Genomic DNA, 22,291 nt, shown 5'->3' with positions numbered 1-22,291 from the left:
CGATGGACACCGCCGAACTCAGCGAGCTCGCACAGCAGTTGCGAGTGGACAGCGTCCGTGCCTCCGCCGCCGCGGGGTCCGGGCATCCGACCTCGTCGATGTCCGCCGCGGACCTGATGGCCGTCCTGCTGGCGAACCACCTCCGCTACGACTTCGACCGCCCCGCACACCCGGCCAACGACCGTTTCGTCCTCTCCAAGGGCCACGCCTCCCCGCTGCTGTACGCGGCGTACAAGGCGGCCGGCGCCATCGACGACGAGGAACTCCTCACCTTCCGCGCACTCGGCAGCCGCCTCGAAGGACACCCCACCCCGCAGCGCCTGCCCTGGGTCGAGACGGCCACCGGCTCCCTCGGCCAGGGACTGCCCGTGGGCGTGGGCATCGCCCTCGCGGGCCAGCGGCTGGACCACTTCGACCACCGGGTGTGGGTGCTGTGCGGGGACAGCGAGATGGCCGAGGGCTCGGTGTGGGAGGCCGCCGAGCACGCGGGCCACGAGCATTTGGACAACCTCACGGTGATCGTGGACGTCAACCGGCTCGGCCAGCGCGGCCCCACCCGGCACGGCCACGACCTCGACGCCTACGCCCGCCGCTTCCAGGCCTTCGACTGGCACACGGTCGAGGTCGACGGGCACGACGTGGACGCCGTCGACCGTGCGTACGGCGAGGCGGTCTCCACCAAGGGCCGGCCCACCGCGATCCTCGCCCGCACCCTGAAGGGCCGGGGCGTCGAGGCCGTCCAGGACCGCGAGGGGCTGCACGGCAAGCCGCTGCCGGACGCCGACGAGGCGATCGCGGAACTCGGCGGCGTCCGCGACCTGCGCGTCGAGGTGCACGAGCCGCCCGCCACCCGCATGCTGCACTCCGTGCCCACCGGCCGTCTCGACCTGCCCCGCTGGCACAAGGGCGACCCCGAGAAGGGCGTCGCCACCCGCGACGCCTTCGGGCAGGCCCTCGCCGCCCTCGGTACGGCCCGCGGCGACGTCGTCGCCCTCGACGGGGAGGTCGGCGACTCCACCCGCACCGAGTTCTTCGCCGAGGAGCACCCCGACCGCTTCTTCGAGTGCTACATCGCCGAGCAGCAGCTCGTCGCCACCGCGGTCGGCATGGCCACCCGCGGCTGGGTGCCCTTCGCCTCCACGTTCGCGGCCTTCCTGACCCGGGCGTACGACTTCGTGCGCATGGCGTCGGTCAGCGGCGCCGGGATCAACCTGGTCGGCTCGCACGCCGGGGTGGCCATCGGCCAGGACGGGCCCTCGCAGATGGGCCTGGAGGACCTGGCGATGTTCCGGGCCGTGCACGGCTCCACGGTCCTGTACCCGTGCGACGCCAACCAGACCGCCCACCTGGTCGCCGCCATGGCCGGGCTCGACGGCATCCGCTATCTGCGCACCTCGCGCGGCGAGAGCCCGGTGATCTACGGGCCCGACGAGGAGTTCCCGGTCGGCGGCAGCAAGGTGCTGCGCTCCTCCGGCGACGACCGGCTGACCGTCGTCGCGGCCGGCGTGACCGTGCACGAGGCGCTGAAGGCCGCCGACGCCCTCGGCGCCGAGGGCATCCCGGTCCGGGTGATCGACCTGTACTCCGTCAAGCCCGTCGACCGGGCCACCCTGCGGCGGGCCGCCGAGGAGACCGGCTGCCTGGTGACCGTGGAGGACCACCACGAGGAGGGCGGGCTCGGCGACGCGGTCCTCGACGCCTTCACCGACGGACGTCCGGTGCCCCGCCTCGTGCGGCTCGCCGTGCGGACGATGCCGGGTTCGGCGAGCCCCGAGGAGCAACTGCACGCGGCGGGCATCGACGCCGAGTCGATCGCCGCCTCCGCCCGGCTGCTGGTGGAGACGGCGGTCGTCCCGTGAGCGACGGCCGTCGGTCCCGGAACGACGGCGGCCGTCCGGACGGTGACGGCGGCCGTCGTCCTGAGGGCGATGACAGTCGTCCCGTGGACGGCGACGTTCGCCGGGTGCGGGCCGGACGCCGCACCGTCGAGGTCCACCGGCCGGGCAAGGTGCTCTTCCCGGCCGGTCCCGACGGCGAGGAGTACACCAAGGGCGACCTGGTGACGTACTACCGGTCGGTGGCCCCGTTCATGCTGCCCCACCTGCGCGGCCGGCCGCTGATGCTGGAACGGCATCCGGACGGCGTCGACGGCCCCCGGTTCATGCAGAAGAACACCCCCGGGCACTACCCGGAGTGGATCACCCGGGCGCGGGTCGGCAAGGAGGACGGCACCGTCCTGCACACCCTCTGCAACGACACCGCCACCCTGGTGTTCCTCGCCGACCAGGCCTGCCTCACCTTCCACCGCTGGCTGTCGCGGGCCGGCCGGGCCGACCGCCCCGACCTGATGGTCTTCGACCTGGATCCCTCCGGCGACGACTTCGCCACCGTGCGCGAGGCGGCCCGGTGGCTGGGCGACCTGCTCGACGAGGTGCGGCTGCCCTCCGCCCCGATGACCACCGGCTCGCGCGGACTGCACGTCGTCGTCCCCCTGAACGGACAGCACGGCTTCGACGAGGTGCGCGCCTTCGCGCGGGACGCCGCCGAGCTGCTCGCCGCCGAGCACCCGGAGAAGCTGACCACCGCCGCCCGCAAGAAGGACCGGGGCGAGCGCCTCTACCTCGACGTGCAGCGCAACGGCTACGCGCAGACCGCCGTCGCCCCCTTCACCGTGCGCGCCCGTCCCGGCGCCCCCGTCGCCATGCCCATCGGCCGGGACCAGCTCGACGACCCCGGTCTCGGGCCCCGCCGGTGGACCCTCGCCGACGCCCTCGAGCAGGCCCGGACCCGGCCGTGGTCCGGGACGAGCGGCCGGGGACGTGCCCTGGGACCCGCCCGGCGCCGCCTCGACGCTCTGCGTGGCTGATGCATGTACCGCCGGGGTGCGGGACGTCCGGCGGTCGGCGCAGACGCGTGCGCTCCTGAAGGTTTGGCCATGGTCCTTGCGGCCACACGGAAGGAAGAGGTGGCCATGTCCAACACGAAGAACACGGCAGATACACAGGCTTCACGAAACGCGCGGACTTCGCGGAGACGCCCGAAGGGCGGTTCCCCGACCGACGACCAGAACGAGGGCAGGGACGACACCGTGACGGACGACCGGCCGAAGCCCATGGAGGTGCTGCGCCAGGCGCGTGCCCAGCTCGCCGAGCTGACCGGCATGACCGCCGAGAGCGTCTCGTCCTTCTCGCAGACCGAGAACGGCTGGTCCCTGGAGGTTGAGGTCCTCGAGCTCGAGCGGGTGCCCGACACCATGAGCCTCATGGGCAGCTACGAGGTCGAACTCGACCCGGAGGGCCAGTTGACCGGCTACCGCCGCGTCCGCCGTTACGAGCGCGGGCGGGCCGACGCACGGCCCGGTGGCCGGTAGGCCGTTCGCCCGTCGAACGGCCCGGCTCCACAACCATTCATCCATTCATCACACACAAGGAGGTGCGGTCGGCATGACCGTGGTCCCGGCACAACAGTCCGGTGGCGGAGGCGGCTCCAGTGGCCTCTACGACGTTCTGGAACTCGTCCTCGACAGGGGGCTCGTCATCGACGCCTTCGTGCGGGTTTCCCTGGTCGGCATCGAGATCCTGAAGATCGACATACGGGTCGTCGTGGCCAGCGTCGACACCTACCTGCGGTTCGCCGAGGCGTGCAACCGCCTCGACCTGGAGGCGGGCCCGCGCAAGAGCCCCGGCCTGCCCGAGATCGTCGGCGACGTCACCGAGTCCGGAGCGCGCGGCAAGTCCAAGGGGGCGCTGTCCGGCGCCGCCGAGACCATCTCCGGCGCCTTCAAGCAGGCCCGTGAGGAAGGCGAGACCCAGTCCAGGCCGCGTGCGCGCAAGTCGACGTCCGCCCGCCGGAAGGAGGAGCAGGAGTGACCACCTACGTCTACGGCATCACCGCCGCTTCGCACCCCGCCCTCCCGGAGGGGCTGAGCGGGGTGGGAGAGCCCCCGCTGCCGGTACGGGTGCTGCACGCCGGTGATCTCGCGGCCGTCGTCAGCGACGCCCCCGAGAACCTCCGGCCCAAGCGCCGCGATCTCCTCGCCCACCAGACCGTCCTCGGCGAGGCGGGCGCGCAGGGGTGCGTGCTGCCCATGCGGTTCGGCAGCGTCGCCCCCGACGACGACGCGGTCACCGGCGTCCTGACCGAGCGCGCCGAGCACTACCTGGAGCGGCTGCGGGCCCTGGAGAACAAGGTCGAGTACAACATCAAGGCCTCCCACGTCGAGGACGCCGTACTGCACCAGGTGATGGCGGACAGCCCCGAGCTGCGCGCCATGGCCGAGGCGAACCGGCAGGCCGGCGGCGGCTCGTACGAGCAGAAGATCCAGCTCGGCGAGATGGTGGCGGCCGCGGTCAAGGCCCGCGAGGCCGAGGACGCGGCGGAGGTGCAGCGGGTCCTTGAGCCCCTCGCGGCGAGCGTCGAGCCGGGTCCCGAGTCCACCGGCTGGCTCGCCAACGTCTCGTTCCTGGTGGACCGGGACGAGGCCGCGCGCTTCCTGGAGGCGGCGGACGGACTGCGCGAGAGCCGTCCCCACCTGGAGGTGCGGGTGAACGGCCCGCTGCCGCCGTACAGCTTCGTCGAGCCCGGCCCCGCGAAGCCCGCCGTACCGGCGGCCGGCTAGCGGGGGCACACCAGCGAAGGAGCAGGGAGATGGGCCTGATCTCAGAGGTGCTGCTGTTGCCGTTCGCCCCGGTGCGCGGCAGCGGCTGGGTGATCCGGCAGGTCGTTCAGGAGGCCGAGCGGATCTACTACGACCCCGCCACGGTTCGGGCCGAGCTCTCCCGCCTCGAGGAGCAGCTGGAGGACGGGTCGATCACGGAGGAGGAGTTCGACCGGATGGAGGACGAGCTCCTCGACCGGCTGGACACCGCCATGCGCAGGAGTACGGGAACCGACGACGGGACAGCACGATGAACCGAGTGGGACTGGGCCTCGCGGTAGGGGCCGGATACCTCCTGGGACGTACGAAGAAGATGAAACTGGCGCTCGCCGTGGGCTCGATGGTCGCGGGCAAGAAGCTGAACCTGACCCCGCGCGGCGTGGCCGACCTGGTGTCCCAGCAGCTCAAGGACAACCCGCAGTTCAAGGAGATCACCGAACAGCTCCGCGGAGAACTGCGCGGTGTCGGCAAGGCAGCCTCGGGCGCGATGGTCGAGCGGCAGATGAGCGCCCTCGCCGACCGGCTGCACAGCCGTACGAACCGGGTCCGTGACGAGCTCGAGGGTGTCGTCCCCGACGTGCCGGGCGGGAAGTCGCGGGACGAGGCGGACGACGGCGACGAAGACGAGTACGAGTACGAGGAGCCCGAGTCCGCGCGCGACGAGGACGAGGACTACGACGAGGACGCCGAGGACCGGGCCGACGAGGCCGACGAGGAAGAGGCCGAAGAGGAGGAGCCGCCGCGCAAGAAGGCGGCGGCCAAGAAGACCGCGGCGAAGAAGGCCCCTGCCAAGAAGGCCCCTGCCAAGAAGGCGCCCGCGCGCGGGGCGGCCTCGCGGAAGACCGCCGGCGCGGCCCGGAAGACGGCCGCGAAGACCGCGTCGCGGGCCCGGCGGCCGAAGGGAGGCGGTGAGTGATGACCGAGACACTGGGATCGGCGAAGTCCGCGGCCGGCAAGGCGACGGACAAGGCAGGCGGCAACCCGCTGACGGACCTCGCGCAGAGCGAGGCCGCCGACCGGCTCAAGGCGGAGGCGCAGGAGTACCTCGCCGCGCAGGCCCAGCGCGTGCTGGTCGGCTTCGGCCGCAAGCTCGGTGAGACCACCGGCAAACTCAACGACATCGCCGAGGGCAAGAGCCCCGGTCTGGCCAAGATGGCCCTCGACGGAGGCCGCAAGCTGGCCGAGGGCAAGAGCCCGATGCGCACCGCCGTGGAGCTCGGCGCCTCGAACATCAAGGACAAGGTGACCGGCGCCTTCAAGAACCTCGGTGGCGGCAAGGGCAAGGGCAAGGGCAAGGGCAAGGGCAAGAGCGGGTCGGGCTCCAAGCCCACCGTCATCATGGAGCAGATCGACGTCGGCGTGCCGCTGCGCACCGCCTACGACCAGTGGACCAAGTACCAGGACTTCAGCACCTTCGCCAAGGGCGTCAAGAGCGCGAGCCGCGCCGACGACACCACCAGCGACTGGCAGCTGAAGGTCTTCTGGTCCAACCGGAGCTGGAAGGCGAAGACCACCGAGCAGGTCCCGGACGACCGGATCTCCTGGACGTCCGAGGGCGCCAAGGGCACCACCAAGGGCGTCGTCTCCTTCCACGAGATCGCCGAGAACCTCACCCGTGTCGTGCTGGTCATGGAGTACTACCCGACGGGCCTGTTCGAGAAGACCGGCAACATCTGGCGTGCCCAGGGCCGTCGTGCCCGCCTCGACCTGAAGAACTTCGCCCGCTTCATCACCATCAAGGGGGAGGCGGAGGACGGCTGGCGCGGCGAGATCCGCGACGGCGAGGTCGTCCGCTCCCACGAGGACGCCCTCGAGGAGGAGGAGCGCGAGTCGGAGGAGTCGGAGGAGCCCGAGGAGTCGGAGGAGTCGGAGGAGTCGGAGGAGCCCGAGGGCGAGTACGACGAGGACGAGCCGGAGGCGGAGTACGACGAGGAGCCCGAGGGCGAGTACGAGGAGGACGAAGAGGACGAGGAGGAGGGTGAGCCCGAGCCCGAGGCCGAGTACGAAGAGGACGAGGAGGGCGAGCCCGAGGCCGAGTACGACGAGTACGACGAGGAAGACGAGGAAGAGGCCCCGCAGGACGAGGACAGGAGGAGCCGTCGATGAGCATGCCGAGCCGGATGCCGGAACCGTACGGCCAGGGCGGCGGCGCCAACCTCGCGGACATCCTGGAACGAGTCCTCGACAAGGGCATCGTCATCGCCGGTGACATCCGGATCAACCTGCTCGACATCGAACTGCTCACGATCAAGCTCCGCCTCATCGTCGCCTCGGTCGACAAGGCCAAGGAGATGGGCATCGACTGGTGGGAGGACGACCCGGCACTGTCCACCCGTGCCAGACGTGACCAACTCACCAAGGAGAACGCCGAGTTGCGTGAACGACTGGCTCGCCTGGAGGAACTGGAGCCGGGCCGTGCCCGCACCGGGGAGGAGTCCTCATGACCGGACTGCGGTACGTGTACGCCGTCTGCCGGCCGGTCGGCGCGCCCCTGCAGGCCGAGCTGACGGGTGTGGCGGGCGCACCGGCCAAGATGCTGCACCACCACGGCCTGATCGCCGTCGTCAGCGACGTGCCCGCACAGGACTTCGCCGAGGAGCCGCTCCGCGCCCACCTGGAGGACCTGGACTGGCTGGCCGCGACCGCGCGCGGCCACCAGCAGGTCATCGACGCGCTCACCGCGGTCACCACCCCCCTGCCCCTGCGGCTCGCCACCGTCTTCCGTGACGACAGCGGCGTCCGCGTGATGATGGAGGAACGCGAAGAGTTCTTCCGCCGCACCCTGGACCGGCTGGAGGGGCGCGTGGAATGGGGCGTGAAGGTCTACGTCGAGCCCACGGGCGAGGAGGCCGCCGGCCCGGACGCCGCGGCGGCGAAACCCGCCTCGGGGCGCGACTACCTCCTCCAGCGGCGCAGGAAGACGAGGGCGCAGGAGGACACCTGGCAGCGGGCGGAACGGTTCGCCGGCCGGCTGCACTCCCTGCTGTCGGAACACGCGGACGCGGCCCGCCTCCACGCACCGCAGAACTCCGCCCTCTCCCGCTCCTCGGGGCAGAACGTGCTGAATGCCGCCTATCTCGTGCCCCGCACGGAATCCGAGGAATTCGTGGAACTCGTGGACCGCACGAAGGACGAGGAACCCGGAATGCGCGTCGAACTCACGGGACCGTGGGCGGCGTATTCCTTCGTGGAGCCCGCCGCGGAGGAAGGCGCCGGGAGCGGCACGCAGAAAGCGGGCGGTGGCGGGACCGCGGGGGAGGCGGGCTCATGACCGTCGTGGAGCGCCGCGAGATCGCCCTCGTCGACCTGCTCGACCGGCTGCTGGCCGGCGGGGTCGTCATCAAGGGCGACATCACCTTGCGGATCGCGGACGTCGACCTGGTCCGCATCGACCTGAACGCGCTGATCAGCTCCGTGAACGAGAATGTTCCGTCGCCCTGGGAGGAGCTTTCGTGACCACGCCGCGCAAGCGTCATGTCGATCTCGAGCCCGACACGGTCGAGCGGGATCTGATGAAGCTCGTCCTCACCGTCGTCGAGCTGCTGCGTCAGCTGATGGAACGGCAGGCGCTGCGCCGCTTCGACCAGGGCGACCTGTCCGAGGAGCAGGAGGAGCGGATCGGGCTCACGCTGATGCTGCTCGACGACCGGATGACGGAACTGCGCGACCGCTACGGCCTGCGGCCCGAGGACCTGAACCTGGACCTCGGGCCGCTCGGACCGCTGCTGCCCCGGGAATGAGGCGCCCGACGGGACGCCGCCCGACGGGACCCCGACGACGGGACGCCGCCCGAGGGGGCGCCGGTGGGACGCTCCCGGGGCTGATTCACCACCGGGGCTCATTCACCACCTGTACCAACGGCCTCGGCCCCCGCTCGCGGTGGTACCGCGCATCAGGAACCCCAGGAGCCAGAGAACGAGAACCGCGATCGCGATCCACCAGAGCACCTTCACTGCGAATCCGGCACCGAAAAGAATCAGCACCAGAAGCAGTACCAGCAGGATGGGAACCATAGTTTCGACCTCCTGCCGCCCGGGTTTCCCCGAATTCGCGATTCAGGCGTCCTTTTTGCACAGAATCTCCCCGTGCAGAACGGCGAACCAGCCGTCCTCCTGCCGCCCCCATTCCCGCCAGGCCTCGGACGCGGCCCTCAGCCGCTCCGCGTCGGCGTGCCCGCCCTCGACGGCCCGTTCCGCGTAGGCGGAGGCCAGGGTACGGTCGGCCCACAGGCCGCTCCACCAGGCCCGCTCCTCGGCGGTGCTGAAGGTCCAGGTGGCGGAGGTGGCCGTGACGTCCGTGAAGCCCGCCTCCCGTGCCCAGGCCTTCAGCCGGCGTCCGGCGTCGGGTTCCCCGCCGTTGGCGCGGGCCACCGCACGGTAGAGGTCCAGCCAGTCGTCCATCCCGGCCGAGGCCGGGTACCAGGTCATGGCCGCGTAGTCCGAGTCGCGGACGGCGACGTATCCGCCGGGCCTGGTGACGCGCCGCATCTCGCGCAGCGCCTGCACGGGGTCGCCGACGTGCTGGAGCACCTGATGGGCGTGGACCACGCAGAACGTGTCGTCCGGGTGGTCGAGGGCGTGGACGTCGGCGACCGTGAAGTCGACGTTCGTCAGGCCGCGGCCGGCGGCCGCGGCCCGCGCCTGCTCCAGGACGCCGGGCGCGTGGTCGGCGCCGGTGACGTGGCCGTCGGGGACGAGGGCGGCCAGATCGGCGGTGATGGTGCCCGGACCGCAGCCGATGTCCAGGATCCTCATGTGCGGCTTCAGTGAACCGAGCAGGTAGGCAGCCGAGTTCGCGGCGGTCCGCCAGGTGTGCGACCGCAGTACCGACTCGTGGTGTCCGTGGGTGTAGACGGCGGTCTCCCGCGCTTCCGGCATGGCTCAGCCCCTTCTTCACGGTCCGGTCCCCGGGCTCGGCGGAGCCCGGGGGCTGATGCGCGTCACCGTACGCCCACAACCGCATGGTGAGACAGTTTGTTCCGTAAGATGGACTGACGGTTCGTCAGTCCAGTGCGGCGGCCCAGGGCCGGGCCCCTGGCGCGAGCCTCCCGGGCGGACGGGTGCCGGCGGCGGCCCCCGGCTACGACACCGTGGTCGCCGAGGCCGGCCGCGAGCGGCGCCCGCTGCGTCGCCCTGGTCGGCCACGGGGCCGCGATCCGCACCTGGACGGCGGCCCGCGCCCGCAACGTGGACGTGCCGTTCGCCGCCGCCCACCGACTCGCCAACACCGGCGTCATCGTCCTCGACGGCACCCACACCGCCGGATTCGAGGCCCTGACCTGGGCGGGCGCGACCGTGGCACCCGCGGGCGGGAACGGACCGGCCGGCGAGCCGCTCGGCGCGGCCGGATGATCTCCCCGCCTGCGGGGACCGCGTCGGCGAGGCATGGATAAGGGTTTGCCGCATCCGGTGGGCGGCCCGCAGAATGCACCCTCATGGGACATCTGGAAGCCGCGCACCTCGAGTACTACCTCCCCGACGGGAGGGCGTTGCTCGGCGACGTGTCCTTCCGGGTGGGCGAAGGGGCCGTCGTGGCCCTGGTGGGACCCAACGGCGCCGGCAAGACGACCCTGCTGCGGCTGATCTCCGGCGAGCTGAAACCGCACGGCGGCACCGTCACCGTCGGCGGCGGGCTCGGCGTGATGCGCCAGTTCGTGGGCTCCGTACGGGACGAGACGACCGTACGGGACCTGCTGGTGTCGGTGTCCTCGCCGCGCATCCAGGAGGCCGCGAAGGCCGTCGACAAGGCGGAGCACGCGATCATGACCGTGGACGACGAGGCCGCGCAGATGGGTTACGCGCAGGCCCTGTCCGACTGGGCCGAGGCGCACGGCTACGAGGCCGAGACGCTGTGGGACATGTGCACCACGGCCGCCCTCGGCGTGCCCTACGACAAGGCCCAGTTCCGTCAGGTGCGCACCCTGTCCGGCGGCGAGCAGAAGCGGCTGGTGCTGGAGGCGCTGCTGCGCGGCACCGACGAGGTGCTGCTGCTCGACGAGCCCGACAACTACCTCGACGTGCCCGGGAAGCGGTGGCTGGAGGAGCGGCTGAAGGAGACCCGCAAGACGGTCCTGTTCGTCTCCCACGACCGCGAACTCCTCTCCCGGGCCGCCGAGAAGATCGTCTCCGTGGAGCCGGGACCGGCCGGCGCCGACGCCTGGGTGCACGGCGGCGGCTTCGCCACCTACCACGAGGCCCGGCGCGAACGCTTCGCCCGCTTCGAGGAGCTGCGCCGCCGCTGGGACGAGAAGCACGCCCAGCTCAAGAAGCTGGTGCTGAGCCTCCGTCAGGCGGCCTCCGTCAGCCATGAGCTGGCCTCCCGCTACCAGGCAGCCCAGACCCGCCTGCGCAAGTTCGAGGAGGCGGGACCGCCGCCCGAGCCGCCGCGCGAGCAGGACATCACCATGCGCCTCAAGGGCGGCCGCACCGGCGTGCGCGCCGTCACCTGCAAGGGCCTCGAACTGACCGGCCTGATGAAACCCTTCGACCTGGAGGTCTTCTACGGCGAGCGGGTCGCCGTCCTCGGCTCCAACGGCTCCGGCAAGTCGCACTTCCTGCGCCTGCTGGCCGGCGACACCGTGGCGCACACGGGGGAGTGGAAGCTGGGGGCGCGGGTCGTGCCGGGCCACTTCGCGCAGACCCACGCCCACCCGGAACTGCTGGGCCGCACGCTCCTGGACATCCTGTGGCAGGAGCACTCCCAGGACCGCGGCGCGGCCATGTCCCGGCTGCGCCGCTACGAGCTGACCCAGCAGGCCGAGCAGGCCTTCGAGCGGCTGTCCGGCGGGCAGCAGGCCCGCTTCCAGATCCTGCTGCTGGAGCTGGAGGGCGTCACCGCCCTCCTCCTCGACGAGCCGACCGACAACCTCGACCTGGAGTCCGCCGAAGCGCTCCAGGAGGGGCTGGAGGCCTTCGAGGGCACGGTCCTGGCCGTCACCCACGACCGCTGGTTCGCCCGCTCCTTCGACCGCTACCTGGTCTTCGGCAGCGACGGCCGGGTCCGCGAGACCCCGGAGCCGGTGTGGGACGAGCGCCGCGTGGAGCGCGTCCGGTAGCGGCCGGGGGCGGCCCGCACGCCCGGCGCAGGGGCGTCCCTGGGCGGCCCGCGGTCAGGTGGGGCTCGGAGGCCGGGTTCCCGGCGTGCCGGGAGGTGCCGACGCAGCCGGAGGCCCGGGAGCCGGATTGTTCGTACAGTGGACTCAAGGATGCGAGATCCATGGCCCCTCCCGGATGCCGGCCGGACGTCCGTGCCGCGCGGGCGGGTACCCGGACCCCATGGACGCACACGACGAGTGGGGTACCACGATGACCGGAGTCGACCCCGACCGGCTGGACGACCAGCAGCTCATGAAAGAGCTGGAGACGATCCACCGCACCCGCCACGACACCCTGCTGTACGGCTCGAACGACGCCCTGCGCGCCCACAACGACCGGATGGCGAAGCTGGAGGGCGAGTACCTGCGCCGCAACCCGCGCCGCTTCGTCTCGCCCGGCCGCACCCGCGACGGTGCCCGGGAACGCGCCGGCCGGGCCGACGGCACCGACCGCCCGGGCACGCCCGTCGGCAAGTGGGGTCCCGGCACGGCGAACGGCCCCGGCCGGGTCTGAACCCCGCCGGAGCCGCTCCGCCCACCTGATCTCCCGGCGCGCGGCAGCCCCTCAGGCGGCTTCCTGGGCGAACACGTCCAGGAAGGTCTCGCAGAACGCCTTCAGATCGTCCGGCTTGCGGCTGGTCACGAGCTTGTTCGGGCCGTGGTCGCAGACCTTGACCTGCTCGTCGACCCAGTCGCCGCCGGCGTTGCGGATGTCGGTCCGCAGGCTCGGCCAGGAGGTCAGCACCCGGCCCCGCACCACGTCCGCCTCGACCAGCGTCCACGGGGCGTGGCAGATCGCGGCGACCGGCCGGCCCTGCTCGAAGAACGCCTTGACGAACGCCACCGCCTTGTCGTCGGCGCGCAGGACGTCGGGGTTCGCGACCCCGCCCGGCAGCACCAGGCCGCCGAAGGAGTCCGCCGAGGCCTCGCCGGCCACCTCGTCGACGGGGAAGGTGTCCGCCTTGTCGAGATGGTTGAAGGCCTGGATCTCACCCCGCTCGGTCGACACCAGCACGGGTTCGTGTCCCGCGTCCACCGCCGCCTGCCAGGGGTCGGTCAGCTCCACCTGCTCGACGCCCTCGGGGGCCGTCAGAAACGCGATGCGCATGATCGTTCAACGTCCTTTCTGGTGTTTCCCGGTGTTTCCGCTCGGGCGCTGCCCCTGTTCAGGCCCTGTTCAGGCCCTGGTCAGGGTCTCGGCCAGCTCCTGCACGGTGGCGTAGCGCTGCTTGTGCGGCAGTTGCCGTACCGCCTCGACGAGCGTGTCCGGCGCGTTCTTGCGACGCAGGGTCCCCGCCAGTTCCTGAGGTCCGGCGGGGAACGAGCTGCGGCCCAGGATGCGGGCCAGTTCCAGCCGTACCGTCGCCAGCGACGCCCGCGCGTCCCCCGGCGCCACCGGTCCGCCCCAGACCTGCGGATCGTCCTCCGCGGACGGCTCGGGGTCGTGCCATTCCTCGGAGCGCGTGGGGTGCCCGGACCTCAGCAGGCCCTGCAGCTCGTGCTTCATCTCGTCGTCCCGGTGGACACTCAGCCGGTCGCTGCCTCGCTGCATGTCTCCCTCCACTCCCTCGGGTGCAGGCCCTCCGCGTACCCGAGGGGCCGGAACCGACACGGGTCCCCGCCGCCGAAGTCGTGGACGCCCTCACCTCCGCTCGCGCCCCGGCGGGAACTCCTGCGCCTTCACCGTGAACCCACGTCGCGTGCGGCGGCACCGGCGGCACCGCCGGGTCGGTGGCGTTCGGCGGCCCGGGCGGGCGTGAGACACCGTCCGTACGACGACGCGCCCGACACCGCCTGCGCTCTCCGTACCCTCACCGAGCTGCCCCGGCCCCGGTGCGGCGCGCCCCGTCAGCGGATCGTCGAGGCTTGGCCGCTCGTGGACGGCTGCCGCGCCGGAGGCTTCCGCGACCGGGGCGAGAGCGCCGAGCGCCTGCGCCGGGCCGCCGCCCTCGGCCCGATCGAGGCCGTCGACCGCCACGACCCCGAGCCCGGCCACGCCTTCGACAGCCACGCCCTCCCCACCGCACCCGTCACCCGATCGGGTGCGGCCGTCCCGCCAATGGACCGCGGCCGCGGGCGGTGGCGGACCGCGCGGGCTGTGATGGCCGGGAGGCACGGACATGTGCCTCGCAGCCGTCGGCCGAAGGAGCCGTCCCATGCGCCCCACCGCCCGTGTCCTGTCCGTCGCCGCCCTGGCCGGTGCCGTACTGGCCGGCGTCGCCCCGGCCGCGTCCGCGGACCCGGCGGCGGAGATCAGCCCGGCCACGGCCGCTCCGGGGGGCAGCGTCACCGTCACCGTCACCTGCGACCCCCTCGGCGCGCCCGCCCCCCGGACCATCGACGCCGCCTCGGACGCCTTCGAGGAAGGCACCGTCGAGCTCACCCTGGAGCCCGGCGGCGACGAGCTGACCGGCCCCGCCTACCGGGGCACCGCCCGGATCGCCCCGGCCGCGGACCTCGACGTACCGGCCGACGCGGTCGGAACGGACTCCGCCTGGACCGTCGACGGCACCTGCCCGGCACCGCCCGGCGGCCAGGGCGGCCCGTGGAGCGCCACCTACGACGTCCCCCGCGCGGGCGGCGACGGCGCGGGCGGCAGCAGCGCGGGCGGCAGCGGCGCGGGCGGCGACGGCGCGAGCGGCGACGGCGCGGGGCCGAGCGCCCCGAGCTGCGCCCCCGCGCACCCCACGGCCTGCGCCACGCCCCCGCCCCAGCCGTGCGCCGCCGGTCACCCCGCCCCCTGCCCCACCCGCCCCGCGCCCCAGCCCTGCCCCACCTCCCGCGACACCGTCTCCCGCGACACCCCGTCGCACGGCACCACCTCCCGCGACACCCCGTCGCACGACACCGCGTCGCACGGCGCCGCCTGCCCCGGAGCCGCCGTCCAGCACGGCGTACGCGCCGGCACCGGCGGCACCTTCACCGACTCCGTCCCCGCCCTGGTCGCCGGCGGGCTGCTCATCGCCGGCGCACTCGGCGCGGCCGTCCACCGGCTGCGCCGCCGGGACCGTACGGCGGGCGTCTGACCCCGCCCCGCCCGCGGGGCGACCGGCGCGACCCCGGCCCGCTGCCATGGGGCGACGGCACACGGGGTACTCGGCACCCGAGAGCCCGCCCGGCCCCGGACACCCCGCCCCGCACCACCCGGCACGCGGACGAGGTCCCGCAGCCGTACGACGAGTCCGGCGGCGGCACAGGGCGCAGGGCACCAGGCACCGACGGCGCGGAGGACGGCATGCGGGGCACGGAACCGGAAGGGCACGGCCCCGTCCGCTTCGGGCCGGAGCTGCCCGCGGACGGCCTGCCCGTGCTGCCCGACCTCGCCGCCGTCCTCGCCGCGGCCGCCGAACGCCCCGAGGGCGAACCCGTCGGCGGCGGCCGCGCCCTCCTGGACGCCGCCTGCGGCTACTGGGAACGGCGCGGCACCCCCACCGGGCCGGACCGGGTCGTGGCGGGACCCGGCGCCCCCGCCCTGCTGGTCGCGCTGACCGCCGCCCTCGGCGGCGACGTCCTGGTGCCGAGGCCCTGTGCTGCCTGGTGGGCGCCGTACGCCCGGCTGCTGGAGCGGCCCGTCTTCCACGTGCCCACCCCCGCCGAGTGCGGCGGCGTCCCCGACCCCTACGCCCTCCTGGAGACCGTGCGCCGGGTCCGTGCCGAGGGCGGCGACCCCCGACTGCTGGTGCTGTCCTTCGCCGACGACCCCACCGCCACCGTCGCCCCGCCCGAGGCGCTGCACGAGGCCGTGGAGGCCGCCGCCGGCGAGGGCCTGCACCTGATCAGCGACGAGACCTGGCGCGACACCCTGCACGCCCCGCACGACACCGTCCTGGTCAGCCCCGCCGAGATGCTGCCCGACCGGGTCACCGTCGTCAGCGACCTCGCCGGCGCCCTGCTGCCCACCGGCTGGCCCGCCGCCGTCGCCCGCCTCCCCGCCACGGCCGCCGGGGACGACCTCCACGCGCGCGTGCTCGACGTCCTCACCGCACTCGACGCGCGCGTCGCCGCCCCCGTCGCCGCGGCCGCCGCCTTCGCGCTGTCCGAACCCGAGCCCGTCACCACGCGTGTCGACACCGCCGTACGCCTGCACGCGCGCGTGGCCGCCGCCGCGCACACCGCCGTCGTCGCCGCGGGCGTCCTCGCCCTGCCGCCGCGCGCCGGCCGCCACCTGTACGTCGACCTCGGGCCGCTGCGCGAGGAGTCGGCCGCGCGGGGCGTCGGCGACGCGCAGGACCTGGAGGACCTCCTCACCGCCCGGCTCGGCATGCCCGCGCCGGGCGGCCACCGCTTCGGCGACGACCTCGGCGCGCTGCGCGTACGGCTCTCCACGGGCATGCTGCTCGGCGGAACGCACGCGCAGCGCACGGAATGCCTCATGTCGCCCGATCCGTTGGAACTGCCACACGTGCAACGCGCGTTGACCCACCTGAGGTCGGTCCTCGACGACCTCCGTGACGACGCTCAGCGATGGGAGCCTCCTCGATGACGCAGCAGTCCGAGTCGACCACCCCCACGCCCGTGCGGGACACCGGCACCCCGCCGGTCGAGTCCCCCGTGACCTCTCCCGTCCCGCCGCTCGCCGAGCCGCGCCCGCTGGGCGAACCCCGGGTGTGGCCCCGCACCTTCCACGACCGGCTGACCGCCCCGCTGCCCGGCCTCAGGGCCCTCGCCCGCTTCGCCCGCGAAGGCGCCGTGCGGCCCGGGAAGGAAGGCCTCGCCGACCTCGCGCGACTGCCCTTCGAGCCCGGCCCGCTGCCCCGCGTCGACACCCGCACCGTCGCCGTCACCTGGGCGGGACACGCCAGTTGGGTGGTGCGGATCGGCGGGCTGACCGTCCTGACCGACCCGGTCTGGTCCCGCCGCATCATCGGCACCCCGGCCCGCATCACCCCCGTCGGCATCCCCTGGGAGGACCTGCCGCCCGTCGACGCCGTCGTCATCAGCCACAACCACTACGACCACCTCGACGCCCCCACCCTGCGCCGACTCCCGCGCGACACACCGGTGTTCGTGCCCGCCGGGCTCGGCCGCTGGTTCCGGCGCCGCCGGTTCGTCCGCGTCACCGAGCTGGACTGGTGGGAGGCGGCCGAACTGTCCGGAGTGCGCTTCGACTTCGTACCGGCCCACCACTGGTCCAAGCGCAGCCTCACCGACACCTGCCGCACCCTGTGGGGCGGCTGGGTCCTCACCGACCCCGACGGACGCCGCGTCCACTTCGCGGGCGACACGGGCTACGGCCACTGGTTCTCCCGCATCGGACAGCGCTACCCCGGGATCGACCTCGCGCTGCTGCCCATCGGCGCCTACGACCCCCGCTGGTGGCTCAGCGACGTCCACTGCGACCCGGAGGAGGCGGTACGGGCGGCACGCGACCTGGGGGCACGCCGGATGGCACCCATGCACTGGGGCACCTTCGTCCTCTCCGCCGAACCCGTCCTCGAACCCCTCACCCGCGTCCGCGCCGCCTGGGAGAAGGCCGGTCTGCCCCGCGAGGACCTGTGGGATCTGCCGGTGGGGGGCTCACGGGTGCTGTGACGCTGCGCTCGGCTCGGACGGAGGGAGGGGACGGGGGACGGGGGACGGGCGAGAGGATGAGCGGGTGCGGCTCAGGGGCGTGCGGACGGTGCGCCCCGGACACCCGGGAGCCGCGCGACCGGTCGCCGGGGGCGGCCCGCCGCCTGCGGTGTCGCACTGTCCGGCCCGCGGTCCGCGGCCCCGCGGCACTCATCCCGTCGACCGCTCCCGCAGCCTGCGCCACAGGCCCGGTACCGCGCTGATGACCAGGGTCAGGGCGACCGCCGCCACGACGCCCTCCCACGGCTCGGGGAACAGCGAGCCGCCGAGGATGCCGATCAACTGGTAGGTCACCGCCCACGCCAGGCAGGCCGGCAGGTCGCCCCGTGCGAACCGGCGCAGCGGCCAGTCGGCCATCAGGCAGGCCAGCATCACCGGTATGCGGCCCGCGGGCACCAGCCGGGACAGCACGAGTACGGCCGTGCTGTGGTCGGCGAGCTTCTCCTGGGCCTGCGCGAGCCGCTCCTCCGGCGCCCGCGACCGGATCGCCGCCAGCCAGCGCGAGCCGTTCTTCGACCGCATCCCGCGCCGGCCCAGCCAGTACAGCCCGACGTCCCCGCAGAACGCGGCCAGCGACGCCGTCACGAACACCAGGGCCAGCGCGAACGGCGCCGTCTGGTGGAAGGCGACCACGGCCGCCGAACTCACCAGCGCCCCCGTCGGCACCACCGGCACCAGCGCACCGATCAGCACCAGCAGGAACAGGGAGGGGTAGCCGAACGCCTGCTGCGTGGACTCGGTCGGTATGACCGTCGGGACGGCGGCCAGCGGCGTCATCGCGCGACCCCGGGGCGCGCGCTCTCCCCGTGCCCGAGCCGGTGCACCACCACGTCCGGCGCGCGCTCGGCCGCCAGGCGCACGAACTCCTCGCCCGGCGCGTGGAATTCATGGGGGCGCACGGCGTCCATGCCGATCGGCCAGTACGTGCCGTAGTGCACCGGCACCGCACTGCGCGGTGCCAGCCGGGCCAGCGCCTCCGCGGCCCGGCCCGCGTCCAGGTGTCCCTCCCCGAGGTACGGCCCCCAGCCGCCCACCGGCAGCAGCGCCACGTCGACCGGCCCGACCTCCTCGGCCATCGACTCGAACAGGCCGGTGTCCCCGGCGAAGTACGTCCGCGCCTCGCCCTCCACGACGTACCCGAGCGCGGGGGAGTGGTGCCGGCCGACCGGCAGCCGCCGCCCGTCGTGCCGCGCGGGCACGACCCGTACGCGCAGGTCACCGAGGGTCGCCTCGTCACCCGGCGCCACCTCGGTCAGCCGCAGGTGGCCCAGGCGCCGCAGGCCCGGGACGGCGCGCGGCGCACCCCGGGGCACCAGCAGGCGCGTGCCCGGCGCGAGGCGCGCCAGCGAGGGAATGTGCAGATGATCGGAGTGCAGGTGCGACACGAGCGCCACGTCCGCGCGCCAGGCGTCGGGCGGGGGCGGCGCCCCCCGGCGCCGGCGCAGATGCGCGAGCCGGCGGGCGAACAGGGGATCGGTCAGCACACGGACGTCCGAATCCGTGATCGTGCAGGTGGCATGACCCCACCACGTGATCTCCACCGGCACCCCTTTGCCCCCTTCGCGCGACTCCCCCGAAGCCTACGGGCAGGAGTAGGGTCGGCGGCGAAACCCGGAGGTGAGGGGGACGCCATGGGACCGGTGCGGGTCACGGCGATCGCGAGTCTGACGCCGCTGGAGGAATTGGACGCCGATCCCTTCCTGGTGGATTCCCGCGGCCAGCACGCGATGTGCGCGCGGTGGGCCGCGGAACGGGGCTACGTCGTCAGCCGCGAGCTGCTGGTGCGCGGGCTGCGGCCGGACCACTGCGTGCTGTGGGACGGGGTCAGGCCCGGCGTCGACCTCTTCGTCGCGCCCAGCCGGCGGGTCCTGGAGAGCGCCCTGTCGTCCGTGGACGAGTTCGCCGAGGAGTGCGCGCGGCGGGGGGTGCGGGTGGAGACGGTGGGCGTCGCCGAACCTGCCTACGACGCGCAGATGAAGGCGCGGGTGCACAGGAGGCTTTCGATGCCGACGGCCGGGTACGACGGCCGCTGACCGCCCGCGCGGTCCTCGCCCCCGGCGGCGGACCCGCACGTCGGTGCGTCCCCGTGCCCCCTTCGGGGCGTCGCCGCCGACCGTCCGTGTGACAGGGTGGTGGGGCACAGGGCCGCACCGACGACGGCCCGGGACGTGAGGTGTACGGGGCGTGGGTCAGGGGCGTTGGCGGCGGGCCGTCAGTCAGGCCGGGCGGAGCGTCGCGGTGTGGGGCGTCTCCACCGTCACGATGCTGGTGCTCGCGGGCATCCTGCCGGACTTCCGGCTCCAGTCGCCCGACGGCGACAGCGCCACCACCATCGCCGTCACCGCGGCCGTCGGGGCCGGTGTCTTCGGCGTCCTGTCGGCGCTCGTCTGGCCGCTGCTGGTCCGGTTGCTGCTGCTGGTGCCGGCGCTCGTCCTCGGCCTGCTGGTGTTCTTCCTCAACGGTTCGCTGCTGCTGCTGGCCCTGCGGCTCAACCCGTCGGGCCAGAGCGAGGCCGCCCCCGAGACCGCCGTCATCGTCGCCGCCGTGATGTCCGCCGTCGCCTCCGCCACCGGCGGCGCCCTAGCCGTCCGCGACGACGAGGCCTACCGGCGCCGTCTGTACCGTCTCGCCGACCGCCGCCGCGGCCGCGGCCCCGCCTGCCCCACCACCCACGGCACCGTCTTCGTCCAGCTCGACGGCGTCGGCCACGACGTGCTGGCCGCGGCCGTCGCGAAGGGCCTGATGCCGACCGTCGCCAGATGGCTGGGCGCCGGACCGGGCACGGCGGCCCGCCCCACCCACCGCCTCACCCCGTGGCGCACCGACTGGTCCAGCCAGACCGGGGCCAGCCAGCTCGGCATCCTGCACGGCAGCAACTTCGACGTGCCCGCCTTCCGCTGGTACGAGAAGGACAGCCGCGAGGTGATGGTCTGCAACCGTCCCACCAGCGCCGCCGAACTCCAGCGCCGCGCCGTGGAACGCACCGGCGACGGCGGGCTGCTCTCCGCCGACGGCGCCAGCCGCGGCAACCTCTTCGGCGGCGGCGCCGACGAACAGGCCCTCGTCCTGTCCATCGCCACCCGCCGCAGCCGCGAGACCCGCTCCCGGGCCGGGTACTTCGCCTACTTCTCCGACCCCGCCAACGCCGTCCGCACCGCCCTGTCCTTCGTGGCGGAGAGCGGCCGGGAGATCGGCCAGTCCACCCGCGCCCGGCTGCGGGGGCAGCGGCCGCGGGTGTCCCGCGGCGGCCTGTACCCGTTCATCCGCGCCTTCGCGACCGTCGTCGAGCGGGACGTCGTCGTCGCCGCCGTGATGGGCGACATGCTGGCCGGCCGCAGTGCCGTCTACGCCGACCTGGTCGGCTACGACGAGGTCGCTCACCACTCCGGGCCGCTCGGCCGCGACACCGAGCAGGTCCTCGCCCGCCTCGACCGCTCGCTGGCACTCGTCGAGAACGTCGCCGAGCACGCCCCGCGGCCGTACCGCATCGTCGTCCTGTCCGACCACGGGCAGAGCCCCGGCGAGACCTTCCGCGCCCGCTACGGCCTCACCCTCGCCGACCTGGTCCGGGCCGGCTGCGGGCTGCCCGTGCCGCGCCGGGCGCGGCGCACCCACAGCGGCGCCGAGGCCCGCGCGGCCGTCCGGGCCGCACTGCACAGACCCGTCGAGGAGGGCGGCGGACAGCACCGCCACGCCCCCCGCCCGGAGCCGATCGTGCTCGCCTCCGGCAACCTCGGCCTGGTCTCCTTCCCGGACGTGCCGCACCGGATGAGCAAGGAGGAGATCGACGCCCGTCACCCCGCCCTGCTCACCACGCTCGCCAACCACCCCGGCATCGGCTTCCTCCTCGTCCGCAGCGAGGAGCACGGCGGAGTGGTGCTGGGCGCGTACGGCGCCCAGATCCCCCTCGACCGGCTCGACGAGGATCCCGGCCCGCTGGCCGGGTTCGGGCCGGGTGCCGTCGAGGCCGTGCGCCGCACCCACTCCTTCCCGCACACCGCCGACATCATGGTCAACTCCTTCCACGACCCCGCCGACGGCGAGGTCCTCGCCTTCGAGGAGCAGATCGGCTCCCACGGCGGCCTCGGCGGCGCCCAGTCGAAACCGTTCCTGCTGTCCCCGCTCGCCCTGTCCGCGCCGACCGCGGACGGCGCCGACCTGACCGGCGCCGAGCAGGTCCACCGCGTCCTGCGCCGCTGGCTGCGCGAATCGGACGGGCCCCAGGTGCCGCTGGAGACCGTCCCGGGGGAGCGGGCCGCCTGAAGAACCGGCCGGTGCGCGCCGCGGGACGACGGGCTGCGCCGCCCGGCCACCCCGCGCGGCGGGGGCGCCGACCGCCGTTCACCCCCGGGGGCCGGTCTTCCGGGTGCGGTGAGCGGGAGTGTGATCGGATGGGTACGGAAACCCGTCGTACGGGAAAACCATGCGAAAGGAAGAACCGTGGCCACCACGCGCTCCGCACACACCGTCTGGGAAGGCAGCCTGATCGAGGGGAACGGGGTCGTCACCTTCGACTCCTCCGGTGCCATCGACGAGCAGCCCGTGACGTGGGCCGCCCGCACCCAGGAGGCGAACGGAAAGACCAGCCCGGAGGAGCTGATCGCCGCCGCCCACTCCAGCTGCTTCTCCATGGCCTTCTCGCACGCCCTGGCCGGTGCCGGCACCCCGCCCACCAAGCTGGTCAGCTCCGCCGACGTCACCTTCCAGCCGGGCGAGGGCATCACGGGCATCCACCTCACCGTGGAGGGCACCGTGCCGGGCCTCGACAACGACGCGTTCGTCGCCGCGGCCGAGCAGGCCAAGGTCAACTGCCCGGTCTCGCAGGCCCTGAAGGCCGTACCGATCACCCTGTCCGCGAAGCTCGCCTGAGCCGCCGGGCACCCGGCCGGTCGCGCCGACCGCACGACCGGCCGGGTGCCCGGGGCCGCTGCGTCGGCCGTGTCGGCCGTGTCCGCCGCGTCCGTGAGGAG

Annotated in this window: 27 protein-coding genes; 21 read left to right on the top strand and 6 right to left on the bottom strand. The window is 73.8% G+C overall.

Annotated features, from left to right (window positions below; translation table 11 throughout):
- Positions 1-2: 2 nt before the first annotated feature.
- The 12 genes from ACIP5W_RS07980 to ACIP5W_RS07925 all read left to right on the top strand — a co-directional run bounded on the left by ACIP5W_RS07980 (position 3) and on the right by ACIP5W_RS07925 (position 8,397).
- Positions 3-1,859: a transketolase gene (locus tag ACIP5W_RS07980; protein WP_401468388.1), complete on the top strand. Its 1,857-nt coding sequence runs from the start codon at positions 3-5 to the stop codon at positions 1,857-1,859.
- A gap of 83 nt (positions 1,860-1,942) precedes the next feature.
- Positions 1,943-2,866, top strand: a complete 924-nt coding sequence (gene ligD / locus ACIP5W_RS07975; RefSeq protein WP_401468385.1) for a non-homologous end-joining DNA ligase — start codon at positions 1,943-1,945, stop codon at positions 2,864-2,866.
- A 105-nt stretch (positions 2,867-2,971) separates the two neighbouring features.
- The gene (locus ACIP5W_RS07970; protein ID WP_401468382.1) at positions 2,972-3,370 is read left to right on the top strand and encodes a gas vesicle protein; all 399 of its coding nucleotides are present in this window, start codon (positions 2,972-2,974) and stop codon (positions 3,368-3,370) included.
- A gap of 73 nt (positions 3,371-3,443) precedes the next feature.
- Positions 3,444-3,869, top strand: coding sequence for a gas vesicle structural protein GvpA (locus tag ACIP5W_RS07965; RefSeq protein ID WP_401468379.1), 426 nt, complete (start codon positions 3,444-3,446; stop codon positions 3,867-3,869).
- The gene (locus ACIP5W_RS07960) at positions 3,866-4,618 is read left to right on the top strand and encodes a GvpL/GvpF family gas vesicle protein (RefSeq protein WP_401468376.1); all 753 of its coding nucleotides are present in this window, start codon (positions 3,866-3,868) and stop codon (positions 4,616-4,618) included. Before ACIP5W_RS07965 ends, ACIP5W_RS07960 begins: the two co-directional genes overlap by 4 nt.
- A 29-nt stretch (positions 4,619-4,647) precedes the next feature.
- On the top strand, positions 4,648-4,911 hold the full coding sequence (locus ACIP5W_RS07955) for a gas vesicle protein GvpG (RefSeq protein ID WP_401468373.1): 264 nt from the start codon (positions 4,648-4,650) through the stop codon (positions 4,909-4,911).
- Positions 4,908-5,573, top strand: coding sequence for a DNA primase (locus ACIP5W_RS07950; protein WP_401468370.1), 666 nt, complete (start codon positions 4,908-4,910; stop codon positions 5,571-5,573). Before ACIP5W_RS07955 ends, ACIP5W_RS07950 begins: the two co-directional genes overlap by 4 nt.
- The gene (locus tag ACIP5W_RS07945) at positions 5,573-6,763 is read left to right on the top strand and encodes an SRPBCC family protein (protein WP_401468367.1); all 1,191 of its coding nucleotides are present in this window, start codon (positions 5,573-5,575) and stop codon (positions 6,761-6,763) included. The genes ACIP5W_RS07950 and ACIP5W_RS07945 overlap by 1 nt, the downstream gene beginning before the upstream one ends.
- A complete protein-coding gene (locus tag ACIP5W_RS07940) occupies positions 6,760-7,101 on the top strand; it encodes a gas vesicle protein (protein ID WP_398095665.1) in 342 nt (113 codons plus the stop codon). The genes ACIP5W_RS07945 and ACIP5W_RS07940 overlap by 4 nt, the downstream gene beginning before the upstream one ends.
- Positions 7,098-7,928, top strand: coding sequence for a GvpL/GvpF family gas vesicle protein (locus ACIP5W_RS07935; protein ID WP_401468364.1), 831 nt, complete (start codon positions 7,098-7,100; stop codon positions 7,926-7,928). The genes ACIP5W_RS07940 and ACIP5W_RS07935 overlap by 4 nt, the downstream gene beginning before the upstream one ends.
- The gene (locus tag ACIP5W_RS07930; protein ID WP_363088727.1) at positions 7,925-8,113 is read left to right on the top strand and encodes a gas vesicle protein; all 189 of its coding nucleotides are present in this window, start codon (positions 7,925-7,927) and stop codon (positions 8,111-8,113) included. Before ACIP5W_RS07935 ends, ACIP5W_RS07930 begins: the two co-directional genes overlap by 4 nt.
- Positions 8,110-8,397 (top strand): gas vesicle protein K, encoded by a 288-nt coding sequence (locus ACIP5W_RS07925; RefSeq protein WP_401468360.1) that lies wholly within the window; start codon positions 8,110-8,112, stop codon positions 8,395-8,397. Before ACIP5W_RS07930 ends, ACIP5W_RS07925 begins: the two co-directional genes overlap by 4 nt.
- Positions 8,398-8,499: 102 nt before the next feature.
- Here the strand turns inward: ACIP5W_RS07925 and ACIP5W_RS07920 are convergent, their stop codons facing one another.
- Together ACIP5W_RS07920 and ACIP5W_RS07915 are read right to left on the bottom strand one after the other, a co-directional pair.
- Positions 8,500-8,670: a hydrophobic protein gene (locus tag ACIP5W_RS07920; protein WP_401468357.1), complete on the bottom strand. Its 171-nt coding sequence runs from the start codon at positions 8,668-8,670 to the stop codon at positions 8,500-8,502.
- Positions 8,671-8,712: 42 nt separating this feature from the next.
- A complete protein-coding gene (locus ACIP5W_RS07915) occupies positions 8,713-9,534 on the bottom strand; it encodes a methyltransferase domain-containing protein (protein ID WP_401468354.1) in 822 nt (273 codons plus the stop codon).
- 132 nt (positions 9,535-9,666) lie between these two features.
- Here ACIP5W_RS07915 and ACIP5W_RS07910 point away from each other — a divergent pair, with 132 nt between their 5' ends.
- The 3 genes from ACIP5W_RS07910 to ACIP5W_RS07900 all read left to right on the top strand — a co-directional run bounded on the left by ACIP5W_RS07910 (position 9,667) and on the right by ACIP5W_RS07900 (position 12,264).
- Positions 9,667-10,008 carry a hypothetical protein gene (locus ACIP5W_RS07910; RefSeq protein ID WP_401468351.1) on the top strand — a complete coding sequence of 114 codons (342 nt, stop codon included), beginning with the start codon at positions 9,667-9,669 and terminating at the stop codon, positions 10,006-10,008.
- Between the two features lie 83 nt (positions 10,009-10,091).
- Positions 10,092-11,711: an ATP-binding cassette domain-containing protein gene (locus ACIP5W_RS07905; protein ID WP_401468348.1), complete on the top strand. Its 1,620-nt coding sequence runs from the start codon at positions 10,092-10,094 to the stop codon at positions 11,709-11,711.
- A 220-nt stretch (positions 11,712-11,931) separates the two neighbouring features.
- A complete protein-coding gene (locus ACIP5W_RS07900; protein ID WP_401468345.1) occupies positions 11,932-12,264 on the top strand; it encodes a DUF6158 family protein in 333 nt (110 codons plus the stop codon).
- A 51-nt stretch (positions 12,265-12,315) separates the two neighbouring features.
- On the opposite strand, the gene ACIP5W_RS07895 is transcribed toward ACIP5W_RS07900, so the two are convergent.
- Positions 12,316-12,858, bottom strand: a complete 543-nt coding sequence (locus tag ACIP5W_RS07895; protein WP_401468342.1) for a type 1 glutamine amidotransferase domain-containing protein — start codon at positions 12,856-12,858, stop codon at positions 12,316-12,318.
- A gap of 69 nt (positions 12,859-12,927) precedes the next feature.
- The gene (locus ACIP5W_RS07890) at positions 12,928-13,302 is read right to left on the bottom strand and encodes a DUF2795 domain-containing protein (RefSeq protein ID WP_401468339.1); all 375 of its coding nucleotides are present in this window, start codon (positions 13,300-13,302) and stop codon (positions 12,928-12,930) included.
- Positions 13,303-13,906: 604 nt separating this feature from the next.
- Between ACIP5W_RS07890 and ACIP5W_RS07885 the strand changes: the two genes are divergently transcribed.
- The 3 genes from ACIP5W_RS07885 to ACIP5W_RS07875 all read left to right on the top strand — a co-directional run bounded on the left by ACIP5W_RS07885 (position 13,907) and on the right by ACIP5W_RS07875 (position 17,282).
- Entirely contained in the window at positions 13,907-14,776 is an 870-nt protein-coding gene (locus tag ACIP5W_RS07885) for a hypothetical protein (protein WP_401468337.1), read from the top strand.
- Positions 14,777-14,985: 209 nt separating this feature from the next.
- On the top strand, positions 14,986-16,233 hold the full coding sequence (locus ACIP5W_RS07880; RefSeq protein WP_401468334.1) for an aminotransferase class I/II-fold pyridoxal phosphate-dependent enzyme: 1,248 nt from the start codon (positions 14,986-14,988) through the stop codon (positions 16,231-16,233).
- Complete coding sequence (locus ACIP5W_RS07875; RefSeq protein WP_401468331.1) at positions 16,230-17,282, top strand: MBL fold metallo-hydrolase; 1,053 nt, start codon at positions 16,230-16,232, stop codon at positions 17,280-17,282. The genes ACIP5W_RS07880 and ACIP5W_RS07875 overlap by 4 nt, the downstream gene beginning before the upstream one ends.
- Positions 17,283-17,471: 189 nt before the next feature.
- Here ACIP5W_RS07875 and ACIP5W_RS07870 read toward each other — a convergent pair whose 3' ends face one another.
- A complete protein-coding gene (locus ACIP5W_RS07870) occupies positions 17,472-18,098 on the bottom strand; it encodes a DedA family protein (protein WP_401468328.1) in 627 nt (208 codons plus the stop codon).
- Entirely contained in the window at positions 18,095-18,868 is a 774-nt protein-coding gene (locus ACIP5W_RS07865) for an MBL fold metallo-hydrolase (protein ID WP_401468325.1), read from the bottom strand. The genes ACIP5W_RS07870 and ACIP5W_RS07865 overlap by 4 nt, the downstream gene beginning before the upstream one ends.
- A gap of 84 nt (positions 18,869-18,952) precedes the next feature.
- On the opposite strand from ACIP5W_RS07865, the gene ACIP5W_RS07860 reads away from it, so the two are divergent.
- From ACIP5W_RS07860 to ACIP5W_RS07850, 3 genes are all read left to right on the top strand, one after another.
- Positions 18,953-19,354 carry a hypothetical protein gene (locus tag ACIP5W_RS07860; protein WP_366061483.1) on the top strand — a complete coding sequence of 134 codons (402 nt, stop codon included), beginning with the start codon at positions 18,953-18,955 and terminating at the stop codon, positions 19,352-19,354.
- Positions 19,355-19,505: 151 nt separating this feature from the next.
- Positions 19,506-21,584: a phage holin family protein gene (locus ACIP5W_RS07855; RefSeq protein ID WP_401468322.1), complete on the top strand. Its 2,079-nt coding sequence runs from the start codon at positions 19,506-19,508 to the stop codon at positions 21,582-21,584.
- A gap of 177 nt (positions 21,585-21,761) precedes the next feature.
- A complete protein-coding gene (locus tag ACIP5W_RS07850; protein ID WP_401468319.1) occupies positions 21,762-22,190 on the top strand; it encodes an OsmC family protein in 429 nt (142 codons plus the stop codon).
- The last annotated feature ends 101 nt before the right edge of the window (positions 22,191-22,291 follow it).

This window comes from Streptomyces sp. NPDC088766, assembly GCF_044750845.1.
GTDB lineage: Bacteria > Actinomycetota > Actinomycetes > Streptomycetales > Streptomycetaceae > Streptomyces.
Note: the sequence above shows the minus strand (reverse complement) of the source record. Positions and strands in the feature narration are given on the sequence as shown.